At 74.3% G+C, this 16,634-nt stretch carries 17 protein-coding genes; 10 read left to right on the forward strand and 7 right to left on the reverse strand.

The annotated features are described in order from the left end of the window. Positions 1-23: 23 nt before the first annotated feature. Complete coding sequence (gene gcvH / locus AC6CH9_RS11140; protein ID WP_498154929.1) at positions 24-401, forward strand: glycine cleavage system protein GcvH; 378 nt, start codon at positions 24-26, stop codon at positions 399-401. A 54-nt stretch (positions 402-455) separates the two neighbouring features. On the opposite strand, the gene AC6CH9_RS11145 is transcribed toward gcvH, so the two are convergent. From AC6CH9_RS11145 to AC6CH9_RS11155, 3 genes are read right to left on the reverse strand one after another with little or no spacing between them, the layout of a single operon-like run. Further along, entirely contained in the window at positions 456-1,022 is a 567-nt protein-coding gene (locus AC6CH9_RS11145) for a hypothetical protein (RefSeq protein WP_498154930.1), read from the reverse strand. Next, positions 1,019-1,522 (reverse strand): pyruvoyl-dependent arginine decarboxylase, encoded by a 504-nt coding sequence (locus tag AC6CH9_RS11150; protein ID WP_498154931.1) that lies wholly within the window; start codon positions 1,520-1,522, stop codon positions 1,019-1,021. The genes AC6CH9_RS11145 and AC6CH9_RS11150 overlap by 4 nt, the downstream gene beginning before the upstream one ends. Then, positions 1,492-4,401, reverse strand: coding sequence for a response regulator (locus AC6CH9_RS11155; protein ID WP_498154932.1), 2,910 nt, complete (start codon positions 4,399-4,401; stop codon positions 1,492-1,494). The genes AC6CH9_RS11150 and AC6CH9_RS11155 overlap by 31 nt, the downstream gene beginning before the upstream one ends. Before the next feature lie 70 nt (positions 4,402-4,471). On the opposite strand from AC6CH9_RS11155, the gene AC6CH9_RS11160 reads away from it, so the two are divergent. The 5 genes from AC6CH9_RS11160 to AC6CH9_RS11180 all read left to right on the forward strand — a co-directional run bounded on the left by AC6CH9_RS11160 (position 4,472) and on the right by AC6CH9_RS11180 (position 6,536). Beyond that, the gene (locus tag AC6CH9_RS11160) at positions 4,472-4,867 is read left to right on the forward strand and encodes a response regulator (protein WP_498154956.1); all 396 of its coding nucleotides are present in this window, start codon (positions 4,472-4,474) and stop codon (positions 4,865-4,867) included. Between the two features lie 41 nt (positions 4,868-4,908). Next, on the forward strand, positions 4,909-5,208 hold the full coding sequence (locus AC6CH9_RS11165; RefSeq protein WP_498154957.1) for an Hpt domain-containing protein: 300 nt from the start codon (positions 4,909-4,911) through the stop codon (positions 5,206-5,208). Positions 5,209-5,317: 109 nt separating this feature from the next. After that, the gene (locus tag AC6CH9_RS11170; protein ID WP_498154933.1) at positions 5,318-5,602 is read left to right on the forward strand and encodes a hypothetical protein; all 285 of its coding nucleotides are present in this window, start codon (positions 5,318-5,320) and stop codon (positions 5,600-5,602) included. Positions 5,603-5,773: 171 nt separating this feature from the next. After that, positions 5,774-6,028 carry a helix-turn-helix domain-containing protein gene (locus tag AC6CH9_RS11175; protein WP_082140876.1) on the forward strand — a complete coding sequence of 85 codons (255 nt, stop codon included), beginning with the start codon at positions 5,774-5,776 and terminating at the stop codon, positions 6,026-6,028. A gap of 79 nt (positions 6,029-6,107) precedes the next feature. Further along, positions 6,108-6,536 carry a (deoxy)nucleoside triphosphate pyrophosphohydrolase gene (locus AC6CH9_RS11180; protein ID WP_498154934.1) on the forward strand — a complete coding sequence of 143 codons (429 nt, stop codon included), beginning with the start codon at positions 6,108-6,110 and terminating at the stop codon, positions 6,534-6,536. A gap of 132 nt (positions 6,537-6,668) precedes the next feature. Here AC6CH9_RS11180 and AC6CH9_RS11185 read toward each other — a convergent pair whose 3' ends face one another. After that, complete coding sequence (locus AC6CH9_RS11185; RefSeq protein ID WP_498154935.1) at positions 6,669-8,759, reverse strand: glycosyl hydrolase family 28-related protein; 2,091 nt, start codon at positions 8,757-8,759, stop codon at positions 6,669-6,671. Between the two features lie 292 nt (positions 8,760-9,051). Here AC6CH9_RS11185 and AC6CH9_RS11190 point away from each other — a divergent pair, with 292 nt between their 5' ends. Next, positions 9,052-10,935 carry a lipase family protein gene (locus tag AC6CH9_RS11190; protein ID WP_498154936.1) on the forward strand — a complete coding sequence of 628 codons (1,884 nt, stop codon included), beginning with the start codon at positions 9,052-9,054 and terminating at the stop codon, positions 10,933-10,935. 7 nt (positions 10,936-10,942) lie between these two features. Here the strand turns inward: AC6CH9_RS11190 and AC6CH9_RS11195 are convergent, their stop codons facing one another. The 3 genes from AC6CH9_RS11195 to AC6CH9_RS11205 are packed head-to-tail and all read right to left on the reverse strand — an operon-like array spanning position 10,943 to position 13,520. Beyond that, positions 10,943-12,241 (reverse strand): enolase C-terminal domain-like protein, encoded by a 1,299-nt coding sequence (locus tag AC6CH9_RS11195; RefSeq protein WP_498154937.1) that lies wholly within the window; start codon positions 12,239-12,241, stop codon positions 10,943-10,945. Continuing rightward, entirely contained in the window at positions 12,238-13,107 is an 870-nt protein-coding gene (locus AC6CH9_RS11200; RefSeq protein WP_498154938.1) for an NAD-dependent epimerase/dehydratase family protein, read from the reverse strand. The genes AC6CH9_RS11195 and AC6CH9_RS11200 overlap by 4 nt, the downstream gene beginning before the upstream one ends. A gap of 20 nt (positions 13,108-13,127) precedes the next feature. Continuing rightward, on the reverse strand, positions 13,128-13,520 hold the full coding sequence (locus tag AC6CH9_RS11205) for a hypothetical protein (protein ID WP_498154939.1): 393 nt from the start codon (positions 13,518-13,520) through the stop codon (positions 13,128-13,130). Positions 13,521-13,637: 117 nt separating this feature from the next. Between AC6CH9_RS11205 and AC6CH9_RS11210 the strand changes: the two genes are divergently transcribed. The 3 genes from AC6CH9_RS11210 to AC6CH9_RS11220 all read left to right on the forward strand — a co-directional run bounded on the left by AC6CH9_RS11210 (position 13,638) and on the right by AC6CH9_RS11220 (position 16,115). After that, positions 13,638-14,060, forward strand: coding sequence for a VOC family protein (locus AC6CH9_RS11210; protein WP_498154940.1), 423 nt, complete (start codon positions 13,638-13,640; stop codon positions 14,058-14,060). Between the two features lie 97 nt (positions 14,061-14,157). Beyond that, complete coding sequence (locus AC6CH9_RS11215; RefSeq protein WP_498154941.1) at positions 14,158-15,465, forward strand: amidohydrolase; 1,308 nt, start codon at positions 14,158-14,160, stop codon at positions 15,463-15,465. A gap of 47 nt (positions 15,466-15,512) precedes the next feature. Beyond that, on the forward strand, positions 15,513-16,115 hold the full coding sequence (locus AC6CH9_RS11220) for a hypothetical protein (protein ID WP_498154942.1): 603 nt from the start codon (positions 15,513-15,515) through the stop codon (positions 16,113-16,115). The last annotated feature ends 519 nt before the right edge of the window (positions 16,116-16,634 follow it).

Consider the following 16,634-nt stretch of genomic DNA (forward strand, 5'->3'; position numbering starts at 1 on the left):
CCCAGAGCTCGAAGGAGTACCCCATGACCGAGGCCAAGTTCCCGGACCACCTGCAGTACACGGCGGAGCACGAGTGGATCGACGGCTCGAGCCCGGCCGTCGTCGGCATCACGGCGACCGCTGCCGAGGCGCTCGGTGACATCGTCTACCTGGAGCTGCCGGAGGTGGGCTCCGAGGTGACCGCGGGCAGCGTCATCGGCGAGGTGGAGTCCACCAAGTCCGTGTCGGAGCTCTTCTCGCCCGTCACGGGCACCGTCGTCGAGGTGAACCAGGCCGCGATCGACGACCCGGCGGTCGTCAACTCCGACCCGTACACGGACGGCTGGCTGTTCAAGGTCGACGTCGTGGAGACGGGCGACCTGCTCACCCCGGACCAGTACGCGGCGCACGTCGGGAACTGACGCCCGTGCCGGGGCGGTGCGGACCGCCCCGGCACGAGCCGCACGCCACGAGGTTCAGCGGAACGTCGTGGCGTAGTAGGTCTGCTGGTCGACCGTCTCGACCTGGACGTCCTGCGTCCGCTCGAGATGACGGCGCAGGTTCTCCGCGAAGCGGAGCGAGTCGTCGTTGAACCGCGAGACGTCGTACGCGCACACGACGCGGTGCGCGGCGAGGTGCGCGACGAGCGCGTCGATCATGTCCATGAACGTCCGGCTGGCGCGGCGACCAGGGTGGGCGAGCGTGAAGCCGATGTACCAGACGGCGCCCCGCGCGGCGTGCTCGGGGTACCGCGCAGCGAAGAACTCGGGGCTCACCCAGGGTACGGCCGCGAGGTCGGTCGCCAGGGTGGTGAGCCCGACCGCGGTCCCGTCGTGGTCGTGGGCGAGAAGCTTGAGGACCCGCGGGTCGCTCATCTCCTCGTCGAACTCCTCGCGGTGCAGCACGTGCCGGGCGGCCGCGCGCGTCCGCAGCGGCTCGAACGCCTCGAGATAGAGCTCCCAGAACCGGTCGGCGAGGTCGCCGTGCACCGCCTCCTCGAAGGTGACCGCGGCGCGCCCGGCACCCGTCGCGCCGCCGGTCACCGTTCCGCTCCGTCCCAGCCCTGACGGCGGTAGGCCGCGACGACCACGGAGCACACCGGCAAGGTCTCGCACCGCACGCCGGTGACTCGTCGTCCCGCCGGGCTGAAGCGGTGCCCGCGCGTGGCGGAGAGGTCCTCGAGGCTGAGCGTGAGGTCGAGCTCGAGCTGCTCGTGCGACGGCGCCTCGTGCTCGACGAAGAGCCCGGCGCCGCTCCCGTCGTCCCGGAGCGACCAGGCCACGCCGGCCCACGCCTCGTGGCCCGGCATGACGGCGTGCGCCTCGGCGTAGACGCAGTAGAGGAGGTCTCCGTGGTCGCCGTACCCCTGCTCGAGCCGGTCCACCTCGACGACCTGGGACCCGGGCGGGACGACCGAGCTCAGCCGGACGAGGTTGAAGTCGCCGACACCGGCGTCCGCGAGCGCGGCGTCGAAGGCCGAGAGCTCGGTCCTCCCGGTGCCCGTGCCGTGGCTCACGTAGATGGTGGGGCCTCGGGGCGCCATGCGTCCTCCGTCCTCAGGCTCTCGCCTGGTCGTCCTGGCTCGATGCTCGTCCGGCCCGCGGCCGTGTCCAACAGCTCGAGCACAGGTTCCAGCAGCTTCTCGGGGGAGGTGCTCCCCTTGCGCAGGAAGACCGTATCTCCCAGCCGGAGCCCCGCGCGCTCGCGCGCGTCGAGCCGCGCCCCGGTGTACACCACCAGCGGGACGCGGCTCAGGCGTCCGTCCTGCCGGAGCGCCGCGACGACCTCGCGGCCGGCGCCGTCGGGGAGCGCGAGGTCGAGGACGACGAGCGCCGGCTCCTCCGGCGTAGCGAGCACGTCCCGGGCCTCCCCGACGCTCCGCGCGAGGGTCACGACGAGCCCGGCGCCCTGCAGGAGGGCGCGCAGCACCTCACCCAGGTCCGGGTCGTCCTCGACCACGAGGACGTGCTCGTGGTGCGGGCGCAGGCTGATGACCTCCCGGACGGTGCGCTCGAGCTCGGCGGGATCGACCGGCTTGACGAGCCACCGGTCGGCGAGCGAGGCGGTCGTGACCGCTTTCGAGGGCTGCGACCCGGAGACGATGACGACGGGCACGTCGGCCGTCGCGGCAGTACGACGGACCCGGTCGAGCACGCTGTGCCCGTCGCGACCCGGCATGGCGAGGTCGAGCACCACGGCGGCGGGCCGGGCGGCCTCGATGGCGGCGAACGCCCGCGCGCTGTCGGTCACCCCGACGACGTCGTACCCCCGCGACTCGAGGACCGAGCGGAGGACGTCGACGACGTACAGGTCGTCGTCCACCACGACGACGCGCGGCGGGTGGTCGGCCTGCGGCACGGCCGACGGGAGCGTCGCACGGAGGGTCGAGCCCGTCCCCTCCCCGCTGCTCTCGGCCCAGAGCCGTCCCCCGTGGCGCTCGACGATGCTCCGCGAGATCGCGAGGCCCAGGCCGCTCCCGCCCCGCTCGCGCGAGTCGGACGCGTCGACCTGCTCGAACCGGCCGAAGATCGCCTCGAGCTTGTCGGGCGGGATGCCGCGGCCCTCGTCCTCGACCTGGAGCTCGACGAGGTCGCCCGCGCCCCGGGCAGACACGCGGACGGTCGTCCCGCGAGGCGAGAACTTCACGGCGTTGCTCAGCAGGTTCGTGAGCATCTGCACGATGCGGTCGCCGTCGACGCGCACGACCTGGTCGGTGCGCTCCTGCACGATCTCGACCCCCGCCTCGCGCGCCAGCAGCCCGACCTGCTCCGTGGCCGTCGTGACGAGGTCCGCCACGCGGTGGTCGGCGCGTTCGAGGGGCGTCGTCCCGGAGTCCATGCGCTCGATGTCGAGGATGTCGTCCACGAGCCGGTTGAGCCGCTCGCTGCTCAGGCGCGCGACGTGGACCATGCGTGCGGACCGCTCGGGCAGGGGGCCGAGCGTCCCGCTGTCGAGCAGGCCCAGAGCACCGCGGATGGAGGTCAGCGGCGTCCGCAGCTCGTGGCTGACCACGGAGACGAACTCGTCCTTGAGCCGCTCGACCTCCCGGCGGTCCGTGATGTCGCGGAAGACGACGACCGCTCCGAGCGTGCGGCCGTCGTCCTTGAGCGGGCTCGCCGTGACCTCGACGGCGACCTCCGACCCGTCCCCCCGCAGGTAGAGGTCCTGCTCCGCGACGGTGGTGACGCCGTCGCGCACGGCCTCGGTGACGTAGCAGGACCCCGCGGGGTAGGCGTTGCCGTCCGCGTCCGGCGCGTGGAAGACCGCGTGCGCGTCCTGCCCGATGAGGGCCTCCTGGCTCGCGCCGAGCGTCCGGGAGGCGGCGGGGTTGACGAACGTGACCCGGCCGTCGGGGTCGACGCCGTAGATGCCGTCGGCGACGGACTCGAGCGTGCGGGCGCGCTCGCTCGCCAGGGCGCGCAGCTGGGAGGTCCGCTCCTCGACCCGGCGCTCCAGGCCGTGCAGCAGCGACTCGTTGTCCGCGACCACGAGCACCTGGCGCGCGACGACCGCGACCAGCACGACGACCCAGAGGGCGTTGGGCGCCCACGAGACGCCCGTCGACGACTGGGCCACGCGGACGAGCGCCGCGGCGAGGAACAGGCAGAACGTCACGGTCGTACCGAGCACCGCCGACCCCTCGGCGGGCTGGTCCGCGACGGGGCTCCCGGAGGCGGTCCGGTGCCGCGCGGCGAGAGCGATCATCAGGTACCCACCGACCCAGCCGACGTCGATCGGGCTGCCGAACGTGAAGGTCCCGTCGGCGGAGAGCAGGGCGAACGCGACGTCGGCCACGGCGTAGAGCACGAAGCCGCTCCCGACGAGCACGAGGGGCACCCGCTCGGACGCGCTCGACCGGGTCATGACGAGGACGGCGAACGTCGCGAGCAGGGCGTCCACCACCGGCAGCAGGTAGGCGGTCACGGCCGCGGAGCCGGAGCCGGACCCGGTGTCCGGGCCGATCGTCACGGCGTACAGGGCGATGTACAGGACGGACCCGCCCACGACGACGCTGTCGAGCAGCATCCGGCCGATCTCCTTGCCGCGCGGGCGCACGGTCGGGAAGAAGGCCAGGCCGACGACGCCCAGGAGCAGTGCCGTGATGTACGCGACGTCGCCCGTGGTGGGGTCGGCGACCAGCCCCGCGTAGAGGTTCCCCACGAGGCCGATCGCGCCACCGATGGACAGGAGGCTCCACGCCCGCCGCCGACGTCCTGTCGAGCGTGCGGCCCGCCAGCCGCAGCTCGCGGCGGCGGTCGCGCCGGCCACGACGATGGAGACCTGCGAGATGCCGCGTCGGGTCGGCTCGTCGAGAGGGCTCGCCAGCAGGACGACGAGCAGGACGAGCAGCGCGCCGACCACCCAGCACCAGCGGACGAACGGGTCGTGCACGCGCTCGGCGTCCCCCCGCTGTGCCTCCATGCGTCGAGCGTAGGGGACCGACCGGGCGCGCGCGCTGCCTGGCGGGCGCTTGTCCGCTAGCGTCGTGACGATGGAGGCGGCAGGGGCGAGCAGGCGGCGGGTGGTCGTGATCGACGACGACCCGTCGATCCGCGAGGTGGTCGATCTCGCGCTCCGCGTGGTCGGCGGGTACGAGGTCCACGTCGCCGAGGACGGGGACAGCGGCACGGAGGTCGCGGAGCGGGTGCTGCCGGACGCCATCGTGCTCGACGTCATGATGCCGGTGCTCGACGGGCCGACGGTCCTCGCACGGTTGCGGGCCCGTCCGGCGCTGCGCGACGTGCCGGTCGTGTTCCTCACGGCCAAGGTCGGGGCGAGTGAGATCTCCCGTCTCGACGGGCTGGGCGCGGCCGGGGTCATCACCAAGCCGTTCGACGCCCTCGACCTCGCCCCTCGGCTGGCCGCTCTCCTCGGGTGGTCGTCGTGACGGCGGCGCCCGGGGAAGAGGAGGACCGTCTCGACTCCGTGATGCACCTTCTACGGGAGCGTGCGCGCGCCCGGAACGCCGCGCGGGTGGAGGAGGTGACCCGACTGCTGCGGAACGGGGACGCGGGCGCGCCGACGCCCGAGGCCGTGCTCGAGGCCGCGTCACTCTGCCATGCGGTCGCCGGCTCCGCGGGGACCTTCGGGGACGACCGGACGACCGCCGCCGCACGCGCGCTCGAGACGGCGCTGCGTGCGGGCGGGAACCGCGCCGTCGGACCGGCCCTGCAACACCTGCGCGCGCTGACCGCCGGCCGGGGCGACGTCCGCGATCCCGGGTCTTGAGCCAATCCTGAGGTTCTCCTGCGGAGGCCGTGAGATTCCCTCAAGGGCGGCACTCCACTGTGGGTCGTACGGAGGGGACGGTCCCCCCGCACAGGCAGGGGGTAATCCCATGATCGACACCGTGACGGCACCCGACCCCGCGTTCTCTCGCGAGCACCGCGGCCCGCGCGTGCCGACGCCGACCTATCTCTCGTCGGGGCCGCAGAACTCCGTCGACGCGGCCATGGCCGCCCTGAGCGACGCGGTCGAGCGCACGCTGCAGGAGGACCTCGCCCAAGGCATGGTTCCCACCGTCGAGCAGATGAGCGTGAGCGTCGTGGTGCGTCCGGTGGGGTCCGCGGAGGACTTCACGGCGGTCGCCCTGCTGCTCCTCTCCTACGCGCACGCCTCCTGACCTGGTCAAACACGAGGTATCTGACGATCTGCCCCGCTCGGGACCGACGTCCTGAAACTCGCCGCGAGAAGTCGCGTCATGAATCGGCTCCTGGTCCATCTCTTCATGTAGCACCACACCGGAACTACGCCACGTGGGGATGACGTGCCCGGAGAGCACCTGGAGGAGAACATGAGCACCATCGAGCTGGTCCGCCCCATGGCGGCCCCGTCGGAGCTGATCGCCACGCCGATCGCCCCGCTGACCCGCCGCGAGCGGGTCGTCCTGTCGAACCTGTCTGAGGACGTCACGCTCGAGCAGATCGCCACCAAGCTCTTCGTCACGCGCAACACGGTCAAGTCGCAGGTCCGCAGCCTCTACCGCAAGCTCGGGGTCTCGACGCGCGCCGAGGCCGTGGCCTGGGCGCGGGCCGCCGGCCTGCGCTGACCGACGGACCGACGGTCCTGCCGGGCCGTGGGCGTGACCGCGTCACCCGCACGACACGACGCCGTGCGACACTCCGCGTATGACTCTGCGCAGACTGGTGGTGGCCGCGGCGATCGTCGACGATCTCGTCGCTCCGCGGCTCCTGCTCAGCGCGCGCCGGTCACGACCGTCGCACCTCGTAGGTCGGTGGGAGTTCCCCGGGGGCAAGGTCGACCCCGGAGAGACGCCGACGGAGGCGCTGCACCGCGAGCTGCGTGAGGAGCTGGGCGTCGCCGTCGAGCTCGGTGACGAGCTCGTCGGGCCCGACCACGGGACGTGGGTCATCACGGACCGCCACGTCATGCGCCTGTGGTTCGCCCGCATCACCGCGGGGGAGCCGCAGCCCCTCGTCGAGCACGACGAGCTGACCTGGCTCGACGCCGGGAGCTGGCTGACCGTGCCGTGGCTCGACGCCGACGTGCGGATCGTCGAGGCGCTCGCGCGCCAGGTGGCGGCCGAGGCGGTCTGACCGGCATCCCGCGCAGGCGTCGTGAGGTGTCGTCAGGAGGACCCTACCCGCCACCGCGCCCGTGAGTGCAGGAAAACAGTCGCGGCCGGATCGTTCCGACCGCGACTGCTTCCTGCGCTCAGCGGGGTAGGGTCAACCGACCGGCTGGACCCAGGGGGACGGCGCCGGGGGAGCGACGACCGGCGGGCGGTCGTTGCAGCTCGGCGCGTGGGGCACGAACCGGCCGAGCCAGTTCACGGTGCCCGGCTCCCACGGGCTGAGCGACGTGCCGTCGTTGCCGCCGAGGTCGGTGAGCGTGAACTCGGTGCCGCCGTCCGGGAAGTTGAACGCCCCGCAGTTGTTCACCCCGGCCCAGCCGACGTTGCGCGCGTCGACGTTCTCGAACGACGCCCCGCCGCGCACGCGCGCGCTCACGACGGACGTCCCGGTGCCGTCGACCCGCACGTCCTTGAAGGCGACGCCCTCGATCGCGACCTGGTCCTTCACGCCCCAGTCGGACACGAGCATGATCGCGTTGTACGTGCTGTCGAGGTAGTGGTCGCCGGTGATGCGGACGTCGGCGTCGATGTCGCGGTCGAGCGCGTAGAACCAGATGGCGCCGAGCCCGATGTTCCAGTTGAGCTCGTACGTGCCTGCCCGGACCGCCGTGTTGTCGGTGAGGTGGAGGTAGCCCGCGAACGGCTCGGCCCCGAACCGCGACCCGACGTGCAGACCGCTGCCCTCGCGCACGGGGTCGGCGACGAGGTTCGCGCGGACGGTGTTGTCCGTGCCGCCGTAGACCGCGATGCCGTTGGCGAGGGTGTTGGACTGGATCGTGTTGTTCTCGAAGACGTTGCCGGAGTTCGCCAGCTTCTCCGACCACATGGCGAGCCCGTCGTCGCCGGTGTTGCGGACGAAGACGTTCCGCACGACCGAGTTCGTCACGCCCCCGTGGAAGTTCAGCGCGTCGGCGATCTGGTCGACGATCACGGTGTTCTCCACGCGCAGGTCGTCCATCGGCCCGTCGAACCACAGGCCGACCTTGGTGTGCTGGAGGTACAGGCCGGAGATGGACGAGTCGCTCAGCGCGCCGCCGACGCCGTTGACCTGGTCGGTGTCGACGCGCTCGCGCACGTCCCCGACGATCGCGAAGTCGCGCAGGTGCACGTTCCGGCTGCCGCCCTCGTCGGCGTACCTCCCGTAGAACCCGACCCCGGTGTGCACGGACCCGTCAGGGGCGGGCGCGTCGAGCGCGACCTCCTTGCCCCGGAAGATCGTGTACCAGCTCCCGGCGCCCTGGATGGTCACGCCGTCGACGACGATGTGCCGGTTCACCTGGTAGACGCCCGGCGGGACGTACACCTCGAGCCGGTGCTTCTTGGCGAACGCGATCGCCTTGTCGAGCGCGTCGGCGGAGTCGCGCCGGCCGGTGGGGTCCGCCCCGAAGAGCAGTGCGTTCGCGGCGAGCAGGCGCACCTTCGGCGGCGCGACCTTCTCGGAGTCGAGGAGGTCGACCACGGTCCATTCGGCGGCTCCGCGCGCCGGGACCGTGAGGCGCACGACGTCGCCCTTCTTGTACGTCTGGCCGAGCAGCAGCCGCTGCTCGTCGTAGAACTTCATGGGGCGGAACGGCTTCTCGAACGTCGGGGTCGGCGACGTCTCCGCGGGGACGCACGCGCACTCGGTGACCCACCAGCCGGGCTGGAGGAGGTCCGCCGTGGGGTCGTTGGTGAACGGGTACTGGTTGTACAGGTAGGAGTACGCCGACGTGAGCGTCATACGCCGGTCGACCCCGACCTTCTTGCCCTGGCGCAGGACCGACACGTCGAGCGGCGACGTGATCCCGCCGCCCGTGGGGGAGTCGGGGATCGAGTACCGGACCGTGATCGCGTTCGCGTCGGCGGGGAGCGTGAACTCGACGTTCTGCCCCGCCGTGAGCCGGACGGCCGACCGACCCGACGCCTCGGCCTCGATCGTGTAGGCGTCACGGCCGGGCCCGATCACGGTCCCGGTCGTCACGGCGTTCTCCGCCTCCTGCTCGAGGAACGGGACGGTGGCGCCGCGTCCCTCGACGAGCGCCGGGTCGACGGCGGCGCGCGTCACGACCGCGGGGGCCGGGGGTTGGGGCTTGCCGTGGGCGAGGGCCGACGACGCGGTGCCCGCCACGAGCGTGAGGGCGACGGCCGCGGCGGCGGCTACCCGGGCGCGTCGCCGCGCCGCGGGGTGGTTCGTGCTGCGAATCATCGTTGACCCGTCTTCTCTCGGGAGGCGGTCCGCCTCCGTGCTCACCGGAGGGCGTGCTGACCCTCCGGCCCGCTGCACGGTCGCACCTCCGCGCAGGGTCGTTCGTGCCGAACACTAGAGCGCCGTCGATGCGAGCACAAGGCTCTGTAGTGATATTGCGATCTTTGATCTATTTCTTGCGTGACCTGCGCCCCGCGCACGAGGCCGCACCGCCGGCCTGAGCCGCCACTACGCGCCGGGCGCCGACGACGGCCGCCGCGCGGACCGGCACCGCGCCCGGTACGTTCGCGGCGTGAGCCGCCTCGGAACCAGGATGCGTGCGTCCGCCGCCGCCACGGGGGAGAGGGTCCCGCCGTGGGTCTCCGTCACGCTCGGCGTCGTGTGCACCGTCGTCGGCGCGGTCCTCGTCCTGCGCCCGTTCGCGTCGCTCGCGCTGCTCGTGGTCGCGGTCGTCGTCGGAGCCGTCGTCCTCGGCGTGGCGGAGCTCGTCGGCGGGCGGTCGCCCGACCGTGCCGACGAGTCCGGTCCCGGGGCACCCGGCGCGCCGCGGGCTCCGCGCTGGCCGCACGTCGCGCGCGGCCTGGTGTTCCTGGCGCTCGCGGTCGCGGTCGTCGTGTGGCCGGCGCCGTCGATCGTCGTCGTCGCGGTCCTCGTCGGCGTCGGGCTCGTCGTCGCGGGCGTCCTGGACGGGTACGAGGGGGTGCGGTCGGTCGGCGTCGACCGCTGGACGCGCCTGGCGCTCGGGGTGGCCGCGGTCGTGCTGGGCGTCCTGGCCCTCGCGTGGCCGGACGTCACGGTGCTCGTCGTCGCGGTGGTCTTCGGCGTCCGCGTCGTGATCCTCGGCGTCCGTCTCCTCGTCGCCGGGGTCCGCCGTGCTCGCGCGCAGGCGGGACCGTCCGGCGCCACGTACGGCGCCGTGCCCGTCGACGCGGGCGGCGCGCCCGCGGCGCCCGACCCGTCCGGACCCCGCCGCCACGGCCGGGTCGCGCTCGTCGGTGCGGTCCTCGCCGTCGTCGCGGCAGGTGCGCTCGCGGTCGTGAGCGTCGGTCTGCACCGCGCGGCGCCGCAGGTCGACGCGTTCTACGACCCGCCCGCGTCGGTCCCGGACGAGCCCGGTCGGCTCCTGCGCGCCGAGCCGTTCACGCGGCAGATCCCCGACGGCGCGACGGCGTGGCGCATCCTCTACACGACCACTCGCGACGAGGGCGAGCCCGCGGTGGCGAGCGGGATCGTCGTCGTGCCGGACGCCCTCCGGGACGACGCCGCGCCGCCCGTGATCGCGTGGGCCCACGGGACGACGGGCTCCGCGCGCGGCTGCGCGCCGTCGGTCCTCGACGAGCCCTTCGAGTCCGGCGCGTTCTTCCTGCTCGACGACGTCCTCGCCCGCGGCTGGGCGCTCGTCGCCACGGACTACGTGGGGCTGGGGACCGACGGCCCGCACCCCTACCTCGTCGGCCAGGGCGAGGCGCGGTCCGTCCTCGACGCCGTGCGCGCCGCGCGCGAGCTGGACGGCGCGACGCTCGGCGAGCAGACCGTCGTCTGGGGCCACTCGCAGGGCGGCCACGCCGCCCTGTGGACCGGGGCCGTCGCCCCGGAGTACGCGCCCGACGTCCCGCTCGCGGGCGTCGCAGCGCTCGCGCCCGCGAGCGACCTCACCGGCCTCGTGTCCCACCTGGAGAACGTCGCGGGGGGCAGCGTCTTCGCGTCCTTCGTCGTCGAGGCCTACGACGCGATCTACCCGGACAGCGACGCGGCGGGCTACGTCCGGCCCGGTGCGCGGTTCGTCGTGCGGGAGATGGCGTCGCGCTGCCTGTCGGAGCCGAGCGCGCTCGTCTCGGTCGCCGAGGCGCTGTCGATGGACCAGCCGCTGTGGACGACCGATCCGACGACCGGCCCGCTGGGCGATCGCCTGGCCCAGAACGTGCCGACGGGTCCGGTCGCCGCGCCGCTGCTCGTCGCCCAGGGGGCGTCCGACACGCTGATCCTCCCCACGGCGCAGGAGGCGTACGTCGGCGCACGGTGCGCCGCCGGGCAGCCGGTCGACTACCGCGTGTACCCGGAACGGGACCACGTCGGGCTCGTCCAGGCGGACTCGCCCGCGGCGACGGACCTCGTGCGGTGGACCGAGGCGCGGCTCGCGGGCGAGCCGCCGACCCCGACCTGCGCCGCGGGGTGACCCGCCCTCAGGGGGCGACCAGGCCGCCGTCGGGCGCGCGGACGCCCGCGGCCCACGCGTCGTGCCCGGCGAGCTCCGCCGGGTAGCGGGCCGCGGCGCGCTCGTCGAGGTCGACGCCGAAGCCCGGCGCGTCGTGCGGGCGCAGCCAGCCGTCGACGATCCGCAACGTGCCGGGGAAGACCTCGTGCACGGCGTCGGAGTACACGTGGCCCTCCTGGATGCCGAACGCGGTCGAGGTGACGTCGAGCGCGACGTTCGCCGCGGCACCCATCGGAGACGTGTCGCCCGGGGCGTGCCAGGCCGTGCGCACCCCGACCAGCTCGGCGGCCGTCGCGAGCGCCCGGCCCGCGCTGAGCCCGCCGATCGCGCTGATGTGGCACCGGATCAGGTCGACGCCGCCGCCCAGGACGAGCCGAGCGGCGTCGGGGAACGACGTCGCGAGCTCTCCCACCGCGATCGGGACGGGGGACGCCGCACGCACCTCGGGCAGGCGGTCCCAGTGCTCGGGTGCGAGGACGTCCTCGAGGAAGAACGGGTGGTACGGCTCGAGCGCCCGGGCGAGCATGACGGCCTGCTTGGGCGTGAGGCGCGAGTGGACGTCGTGCAGCAGCTCGACCTGCTCGCCCAGCGCCTCGCGCGCGGCGGCGAAGAGCCGCGGCGTGCGGCGCAGGTACTCCTCGACGCTCCACCCGTGGGGGTTGGGCGCGGCGGGGTAGCCGGGCTCGGGGTCCGCAGCGGTGCCGTAGTGCCCGATGCCCGGCTGGCCGGTCTGGATCCGCACGTGCCGCCACCCGGCGTCGACGATCCGGGCGGCGTCGTCGATCGTCTCCTGGACGGTCCGCCCGCTCGCGTGGAGGTACGTGTCGGCGGCGTCGCGCACCTTGCCGCCCAGCAGCTCGTGCACGGGCATGCCCGCGCGCTTGCCGGCGATGTCCCACAGTGCCATGTCGAGGCCGGAGATCGCGTTGTTCCCCACGGGCCCCTCGCGCCAGTAGGGCGCGAGCCGCGCGAGGCGCACGAGGTCGCCGATGTCACCGGGGTAGCGACCGACGACGATCCGCTCCAGGTGCTGCTCGACGTACGCGGCCACGGCGTGCCACCGCTGCGTGTACGTCGCGCACCCGAGCCCGTAGAGGCCGGGCACGTTCGTGTCGACGCGCACGACGACGAGCGGGATGGCGTCCGGTGCGGTGACGATCGCGCGCACGCCGGTGATGCGCGTCCCGTCGCGCGCGGGCCACGGGTTCGCGAACGCCGGGTCCACGGGGTCGACGGTGGGCAGCGGGGCGGGCGGGACGTCGGTCATGGGGTCTCCGGGGTGGGTGGGGAGTCGGGGTGGTGGATCGAGTGCCGTGGGTGGAAGCCGAGCAGCTCGCGCGCGCGGCGCGTGTCGACGAGGCCGTCGTGAGGTCCGGCGGCGCGGGTGAGGGGTACCTCGGGCGCGTACCGGGCGAGGAGCTCGGGGGTGGGGACGTCCAGGAGCGTGTCGTCCGCGGCGAGCCCGACGACGTGCGCGCCCGTGAGGTCGGCCGTCAGCCCGGCCTCGATCGCCCCGGCCGCGTCGCGCAGGTCCAGGTAGGCCCAGCCCTCGCGCGCCATGACGCGCGGGTCGCGGGCGACGGCGGCCGCGGTCTCCCGGAGGCCGGCGGCGTCGCGCACGTGCGGGAAGCGCAGCGCGACGACGTCGATGCCCCACAGCCGCCACGCCGCCCGGGCCGCGGCCTCGTCCGCCTGCTTCGAGAGCGAGTAGGCGTCGGCGACGTCGGCGGGCACGTCCTCGTCGAGCGGGTAGTAGGCCGGGTGGACGTCGTGCGGGTTCATGGGCACCCCGAACGCGTTGATGCTGCTCGCGACCACCGTGCGCCGTACGCCCCGCTCGCCCGCGAGCGAGAGCACGGCCCAGGTCGCGGTCGTGTTGGTCGCGTACACCTCGAGCGGGGTGCCCAGGTCCGGGTGCGGGATCGCGGCGAGGTGCACGACGGCGTCCGCGCCCTCGAGCCCGCGGCCCACGTCCTCGGGGGAGCGGGCGTCGCCGACGACGAGCCGGTCGGCGGGGCACGGGTGCTCGAACGCGGTGGACAGCGCCGTGACCTCGTACCCACGCTCCAGGAGGTGGCGCACGGTCGCGCGGCCGATGCCGCCGTCGGCACCGGTGACGAGGACGCGCGTCATGACCTCACCCTACGTCGCCGTCAGGGGTGGTCGTCGTGTTCTTGCGGGCTGCCTGTCGATGTCTTGCTCTCCGAGATGGCGGTGCCGGCTCTCGCGCGGAGCATGCTCGCGACGTCCGCGAGCGTGCTGCCCACCGCGCGCGGCGCGCGCTCGGGGCGGAGGTAGCGCGCGTCGTCATCCGGGTCGTCGGCCTCGCCTGTCGCGGCGTCGGCGCCGGTCCCCGCTCGCGGGGCGGCGGTGGGGAACGGGGCGGGCGCCGCCGTCGTGCCCGGCACCACGCGGCCGCCACCCGCACGCCATGCGAGCGTCGCGTCGACGAGGCGTCGGTACACGCCCGCGTCGAGCGGGTCGCGGAGCCACGCGTCCGCCGCCTCGGCGACGTGCCGCGCGAGCCGCGCGTCCTGGTCGGTCACGTCGCCTCCTGCCGGATGGTCGTCAGTCTTCGTACCGGCCCATCCTCCCGCGCGCGCCGTCGACCTGCTTGCGAGCGCCCGCGCGCCGGGCGACGGTGGCGAGCGGAGGTGGTCGCCGTGACCGACGTGTTCCCCCGGATCGCCCAGGTCGTGCTCGACACGACCGACGCCCGTGCGCTCGCGGAGTTCTACCGCGCGCTGTTCGGGCTCGAGTACCGCGCGGGCGACGAGCCGCCGCCGGCAGGCGAGCCGGACCCGGCGGGTGCGGACTGGCTCGTGCTGCGCTCCGCGCCGGGCGGGGTCCAGCTCGCGTTCCAGCAGGTCGGCGCGCTGCCGCCGTCGACGTGGCCGGACGACGGCGTGCCGCAGCAGCTCCACCTCGACTGCACCGTGCCGGACGTCGCGGAGCTCGACCGGCAGCACGAGCGCGCCCTCGCGCGCGGGGCGCGCCTGCTCCACGACCGGTCCGACGACCCCGAGGAGCCGCTGCGCGTCTACGCCGACCCGGCCGGCCACCCCTTCTGCGTCTTCGTGGGGTGACGGAGCCTGCTCGGCGGGTGACCCAGGACTCCCGGGGCGTCGTGCGACCACGGGCCCTGAGTTCGCCCCGGGCCACCGGCCGCGCGATCATGCGTGCATGACCGCGACCCCGCTCACCACCGCCGAGCTCACCGACGTCTACACCGACCTCCACCGGCACCCCGAGCTCGCGTTCGCCGAGCACCGCACCGCGGGCATCGTCGCGGAGCGGCTGCGCGGGTGGGGCTACGAGGTCCACGACGGCCTCGGCGGGACGGGCGTCGCGGGCGTCCTCGCGAACGGCGCCGGCCCGCGCGTCCTGCTCCGCGCCGACATGGACGGGCTTCCCGTCACCGAGCGCACCGGCCTGCCGTACGCGTCGACGGACACCGCGACCACGCCCGACGGGCACGAGTCCGGGACGATGCACGCGTGCGGGCACGACGTGCACGTCACGTGCCTGCTCGGCGCCGCCGCGGAGCTCGCCGCCCACCGCGACACCTGGAGCGGCACCCTCGTCGTCGTGTTCCAGCCCGCCGAGGAGGTGGGCGGGGGAGCGCGCGCGATGGTCGCCGACGGCCTGTTCGACCGTACGGGCGGGAGACCCGACGTCGTCCTGGGCCAGCACGTCATGCCCCTCCCGGTCGGCGTCGTCAACCTCACGGCCGGGCCGGCGATGGCCGCCACCGACTCGTTCCGCGTCACCCTGCACGGCAAGGGCGGGCACGGGTCGAGCCCGGAGTCGACGGTCGACCCCGTCGTCATGGCGGCTGCGACCGTCATGCGGCTCCAGGGCGTCGTGTCGCGCGAGGTCGGGGCGGGGGAGTCGGCCGTGGTCACCGTCGGTGCCCTGCGCGCCGGCACCCAGGCGAACATCATCCCCGGCTCGGCCGAGCTGCTGGTCAACGTGCGGTCGTTCACGCCCGACGTCCGCCGCCGCGTGCTCGCCGCGATCCACCGCATCGTCGACGCCGAGGCGGCGGCCTCCGGCGCGCCCGCCGCGCCGGACTACGAGGAGGTCTCGACGTTCGACCTCATGGTGAACGACCCCGTCGCCGCCGAGCGTACGCGGGTCGTCCTCGCGCGCACGCTCGACGAGCAGCGCGAGCGTATCGAGGCCGCCGGCGGCCGGCCCGCCGTCGTCGCGCTGCCCCCGCTGCCGGGCTCCGAGGACGTCGGCGACCTCGCCACCGCGGCGGACGTCCCGCTCGTCTACTGGAACCTCGGCGGGTTCGACCCGGCGCTGTTCGCCGCGTTCGACCTCACGACCGCGACCGGGATGGGCAACCTGCCCGACGGCGTCGCGCCGAACCACTCTCCGTTCTTCGCCCCCACGCCCGAGCCGACGCTCGACCTGGGCGTCGCCCTGCTCGTCGCCGCGGCGCGCGAGTGGCTCGCCGGCGACGACCGCGACGCCCGCCCGTGAGCGCGGCGCCCCCGGCCGCCGGCGGCGCGCGGGAGCAGGGTGCCTGGGTGCCCGACGGCGACCGCCCCCTGGTCCTGCCGCTCGCCCGGCGGCGGCCGTTCTTCCTCGTCCTCGGGCTCGGGCTGATCGCCGCGGCCGTGCTCGTCCTGCGCCAGGTCGTGCTCTACCCGGAGTCGGTGCGGGTGCCCCTCCCGGTCGCGGTGGTGCTCCTGACGCTCGTCGTCGCGTTCCTCGGCGGGCTGGGCGCCGCGACCGTCTGGGCCTTCGTGCGGGCGCCGCGGCAGACCGTGACCGTCGGCCCCGACGGCCTGTCGCTCGGCGCCGGCACCCTGCGGCTCGACTGGGCCGACCTGGAGGCCGTCGCGGTCCACGTCACCGCCGTCCGGCCCGCGAGCACCCACCTCATGCCGAAGGGCCCGGCGAGCTCCGTCACCGTCTCGCTCCTGTGGCACCCGCCCGCCGGCTCGGACGCCGCCGACGACGCGTCGCCCCTCGCCCGGCTCGTGCTCCCCGACCCGTTCACGCACGAGCGCCTGCTGTCGACCGTCCCGTTCACCGCCGACCTCGACGTCCCCGTCGCACGCGACCTCGACACGGCCCTGCGCCACTTCGCCGGCCCGGCTTACCACCCCCCGGTGCTGCCGACGTAGAACCCAGGTCGTACGAGGTAGAACCGCGGTCATGCGGGGTAGAACCGTGGTCGCGCGAGGTAGAGCTGTGGTTCTTGGGCTCGACGGCGCGCGGTTGGCCTGGGTGGTCGGGGTGGGTGGCGGTGCCGCGTCTACCATCCGCCGCTCGTTCCTCGCGGCTCCCGCCAGGCCCGCCACGACGCGGCACCACCACCCACCCCGCCCGGCGTCGTCTCATCGTGGTCTTGGCCCACCTCGGGCGACCGCCCGCGGTGTCGGTACAGCCGAGGGGGGCCGACCACCCCCACCGCGGACCCGACCCCGTGGGGCCGAAGCACGACTAGGGCTCTACCTCGGCTGACCAGAGCTCTACCTCGGCGGACCACGCCTCTACCTCGGCGGACCACGCCTCTACCTCGGCGTCAGGCGGACTTCTCCCGCGGGGTACGGCTGCGCGCGGTCGAGGTGCGCGGCACGATCGTGGGGTTCACGTTGTCCAGCACGACCTCACGCGTGATCACGACCCGCTCCACGTCATCA

This window comes from Cellulosimicrobium sp. GQ32 (assembly GCF_059758455.1).

Excerpts from the sequence above, each read along its gene's own strand:
- gcvH (WP_498154929.1), top strand. The coding sequence starts at position 24 with ATGACCGAGGCCAAGTTCCCGGACCACCTGCAGTACACGGCGGAGCAC.
- AC6CH9_RS11185 (WP_498154935.1), bottom strand. The coding sequence starts at position 8,759 with ATGATTCGCAGCACGAACCACCCCGCGGCGCGGCGACGCGCCCGGGTA.
- AC6CH9_RS11165 (WP_498154957.1), top strand. The coding sequence starts at position 4,909 with ATGCACCTTCTACGGGAGCGTGCGCGCGCCCGGAACGCCGCGCGGGTG.
- AC6CH9_RS11150 (WP_498154931.1), bottom strand. The coding sequence starts at position 1,522 with ATGGCGCCCCGAGGCCCCACCATCTACGTGAGCCACGGCACGGGCACC.
- AC6CH9_RS11170 (WP_498154933.1), top strand. The coding sequence starts at position 5,318 with ATGATCGACACCGTGACGGCACCCGACCCCGCGTTCTCTCGCGAGCAC.
- AC6CH9_RS11160 (WP_498154956.1), top strand. The coding sequence starts at position 4,472 with ATGGAGGCGGCAGGGGCGAGCAGGCGGCGGGTGGTCGTGATCGACGAC.
- AC6CH9_RS11175 (WP_082140876.1), top strand. The coding sequence starts at position 5,774 with ATGAGCACCATCGAGCTGGTCCGCCCCATGGCGGCCCCGTCGGAGCTG.
- AC6CH9_RS11155 (WP_498154932.1), bottom strand. The coding sequence starts at position 4,401 with ATGGAGGCACAGCGGGGGGACGCCGAGCGCGTGCACGACCCGTTCGTC.
- AC6CH9_RS11195 (WP_498154937.1), bottom strand. The coding sequence starts at position 12,241 with ATGACCGACGTCCCGCCCGCCCCGCTGCCCACCGTCGACCCCGTGGAC.
- AC6CH9_RS11200 (WP_498154938.1), bottom strand. The coding sequence starts at position 13,107 with ATGACGCGCGTCCTCGTCACCGGTGCCGACGGCGGCATCGGCCGCGCG.
- AC6CH9_RS11215 (WP_498154941.1), top strand. The coding sequence starts at position 14,158 with ATGACCGCGACCCCGCTCACCACCGCCGAGCTCACCGACGTCTACACC.
- AC6CH9_RS11180 (WP_498154934.1), top strand. The coding sequence starts at position 6,108 with ATGACTCTGCGCAGACTGGTGGTGGCCGCGGCGATCGTCGACGATCTC.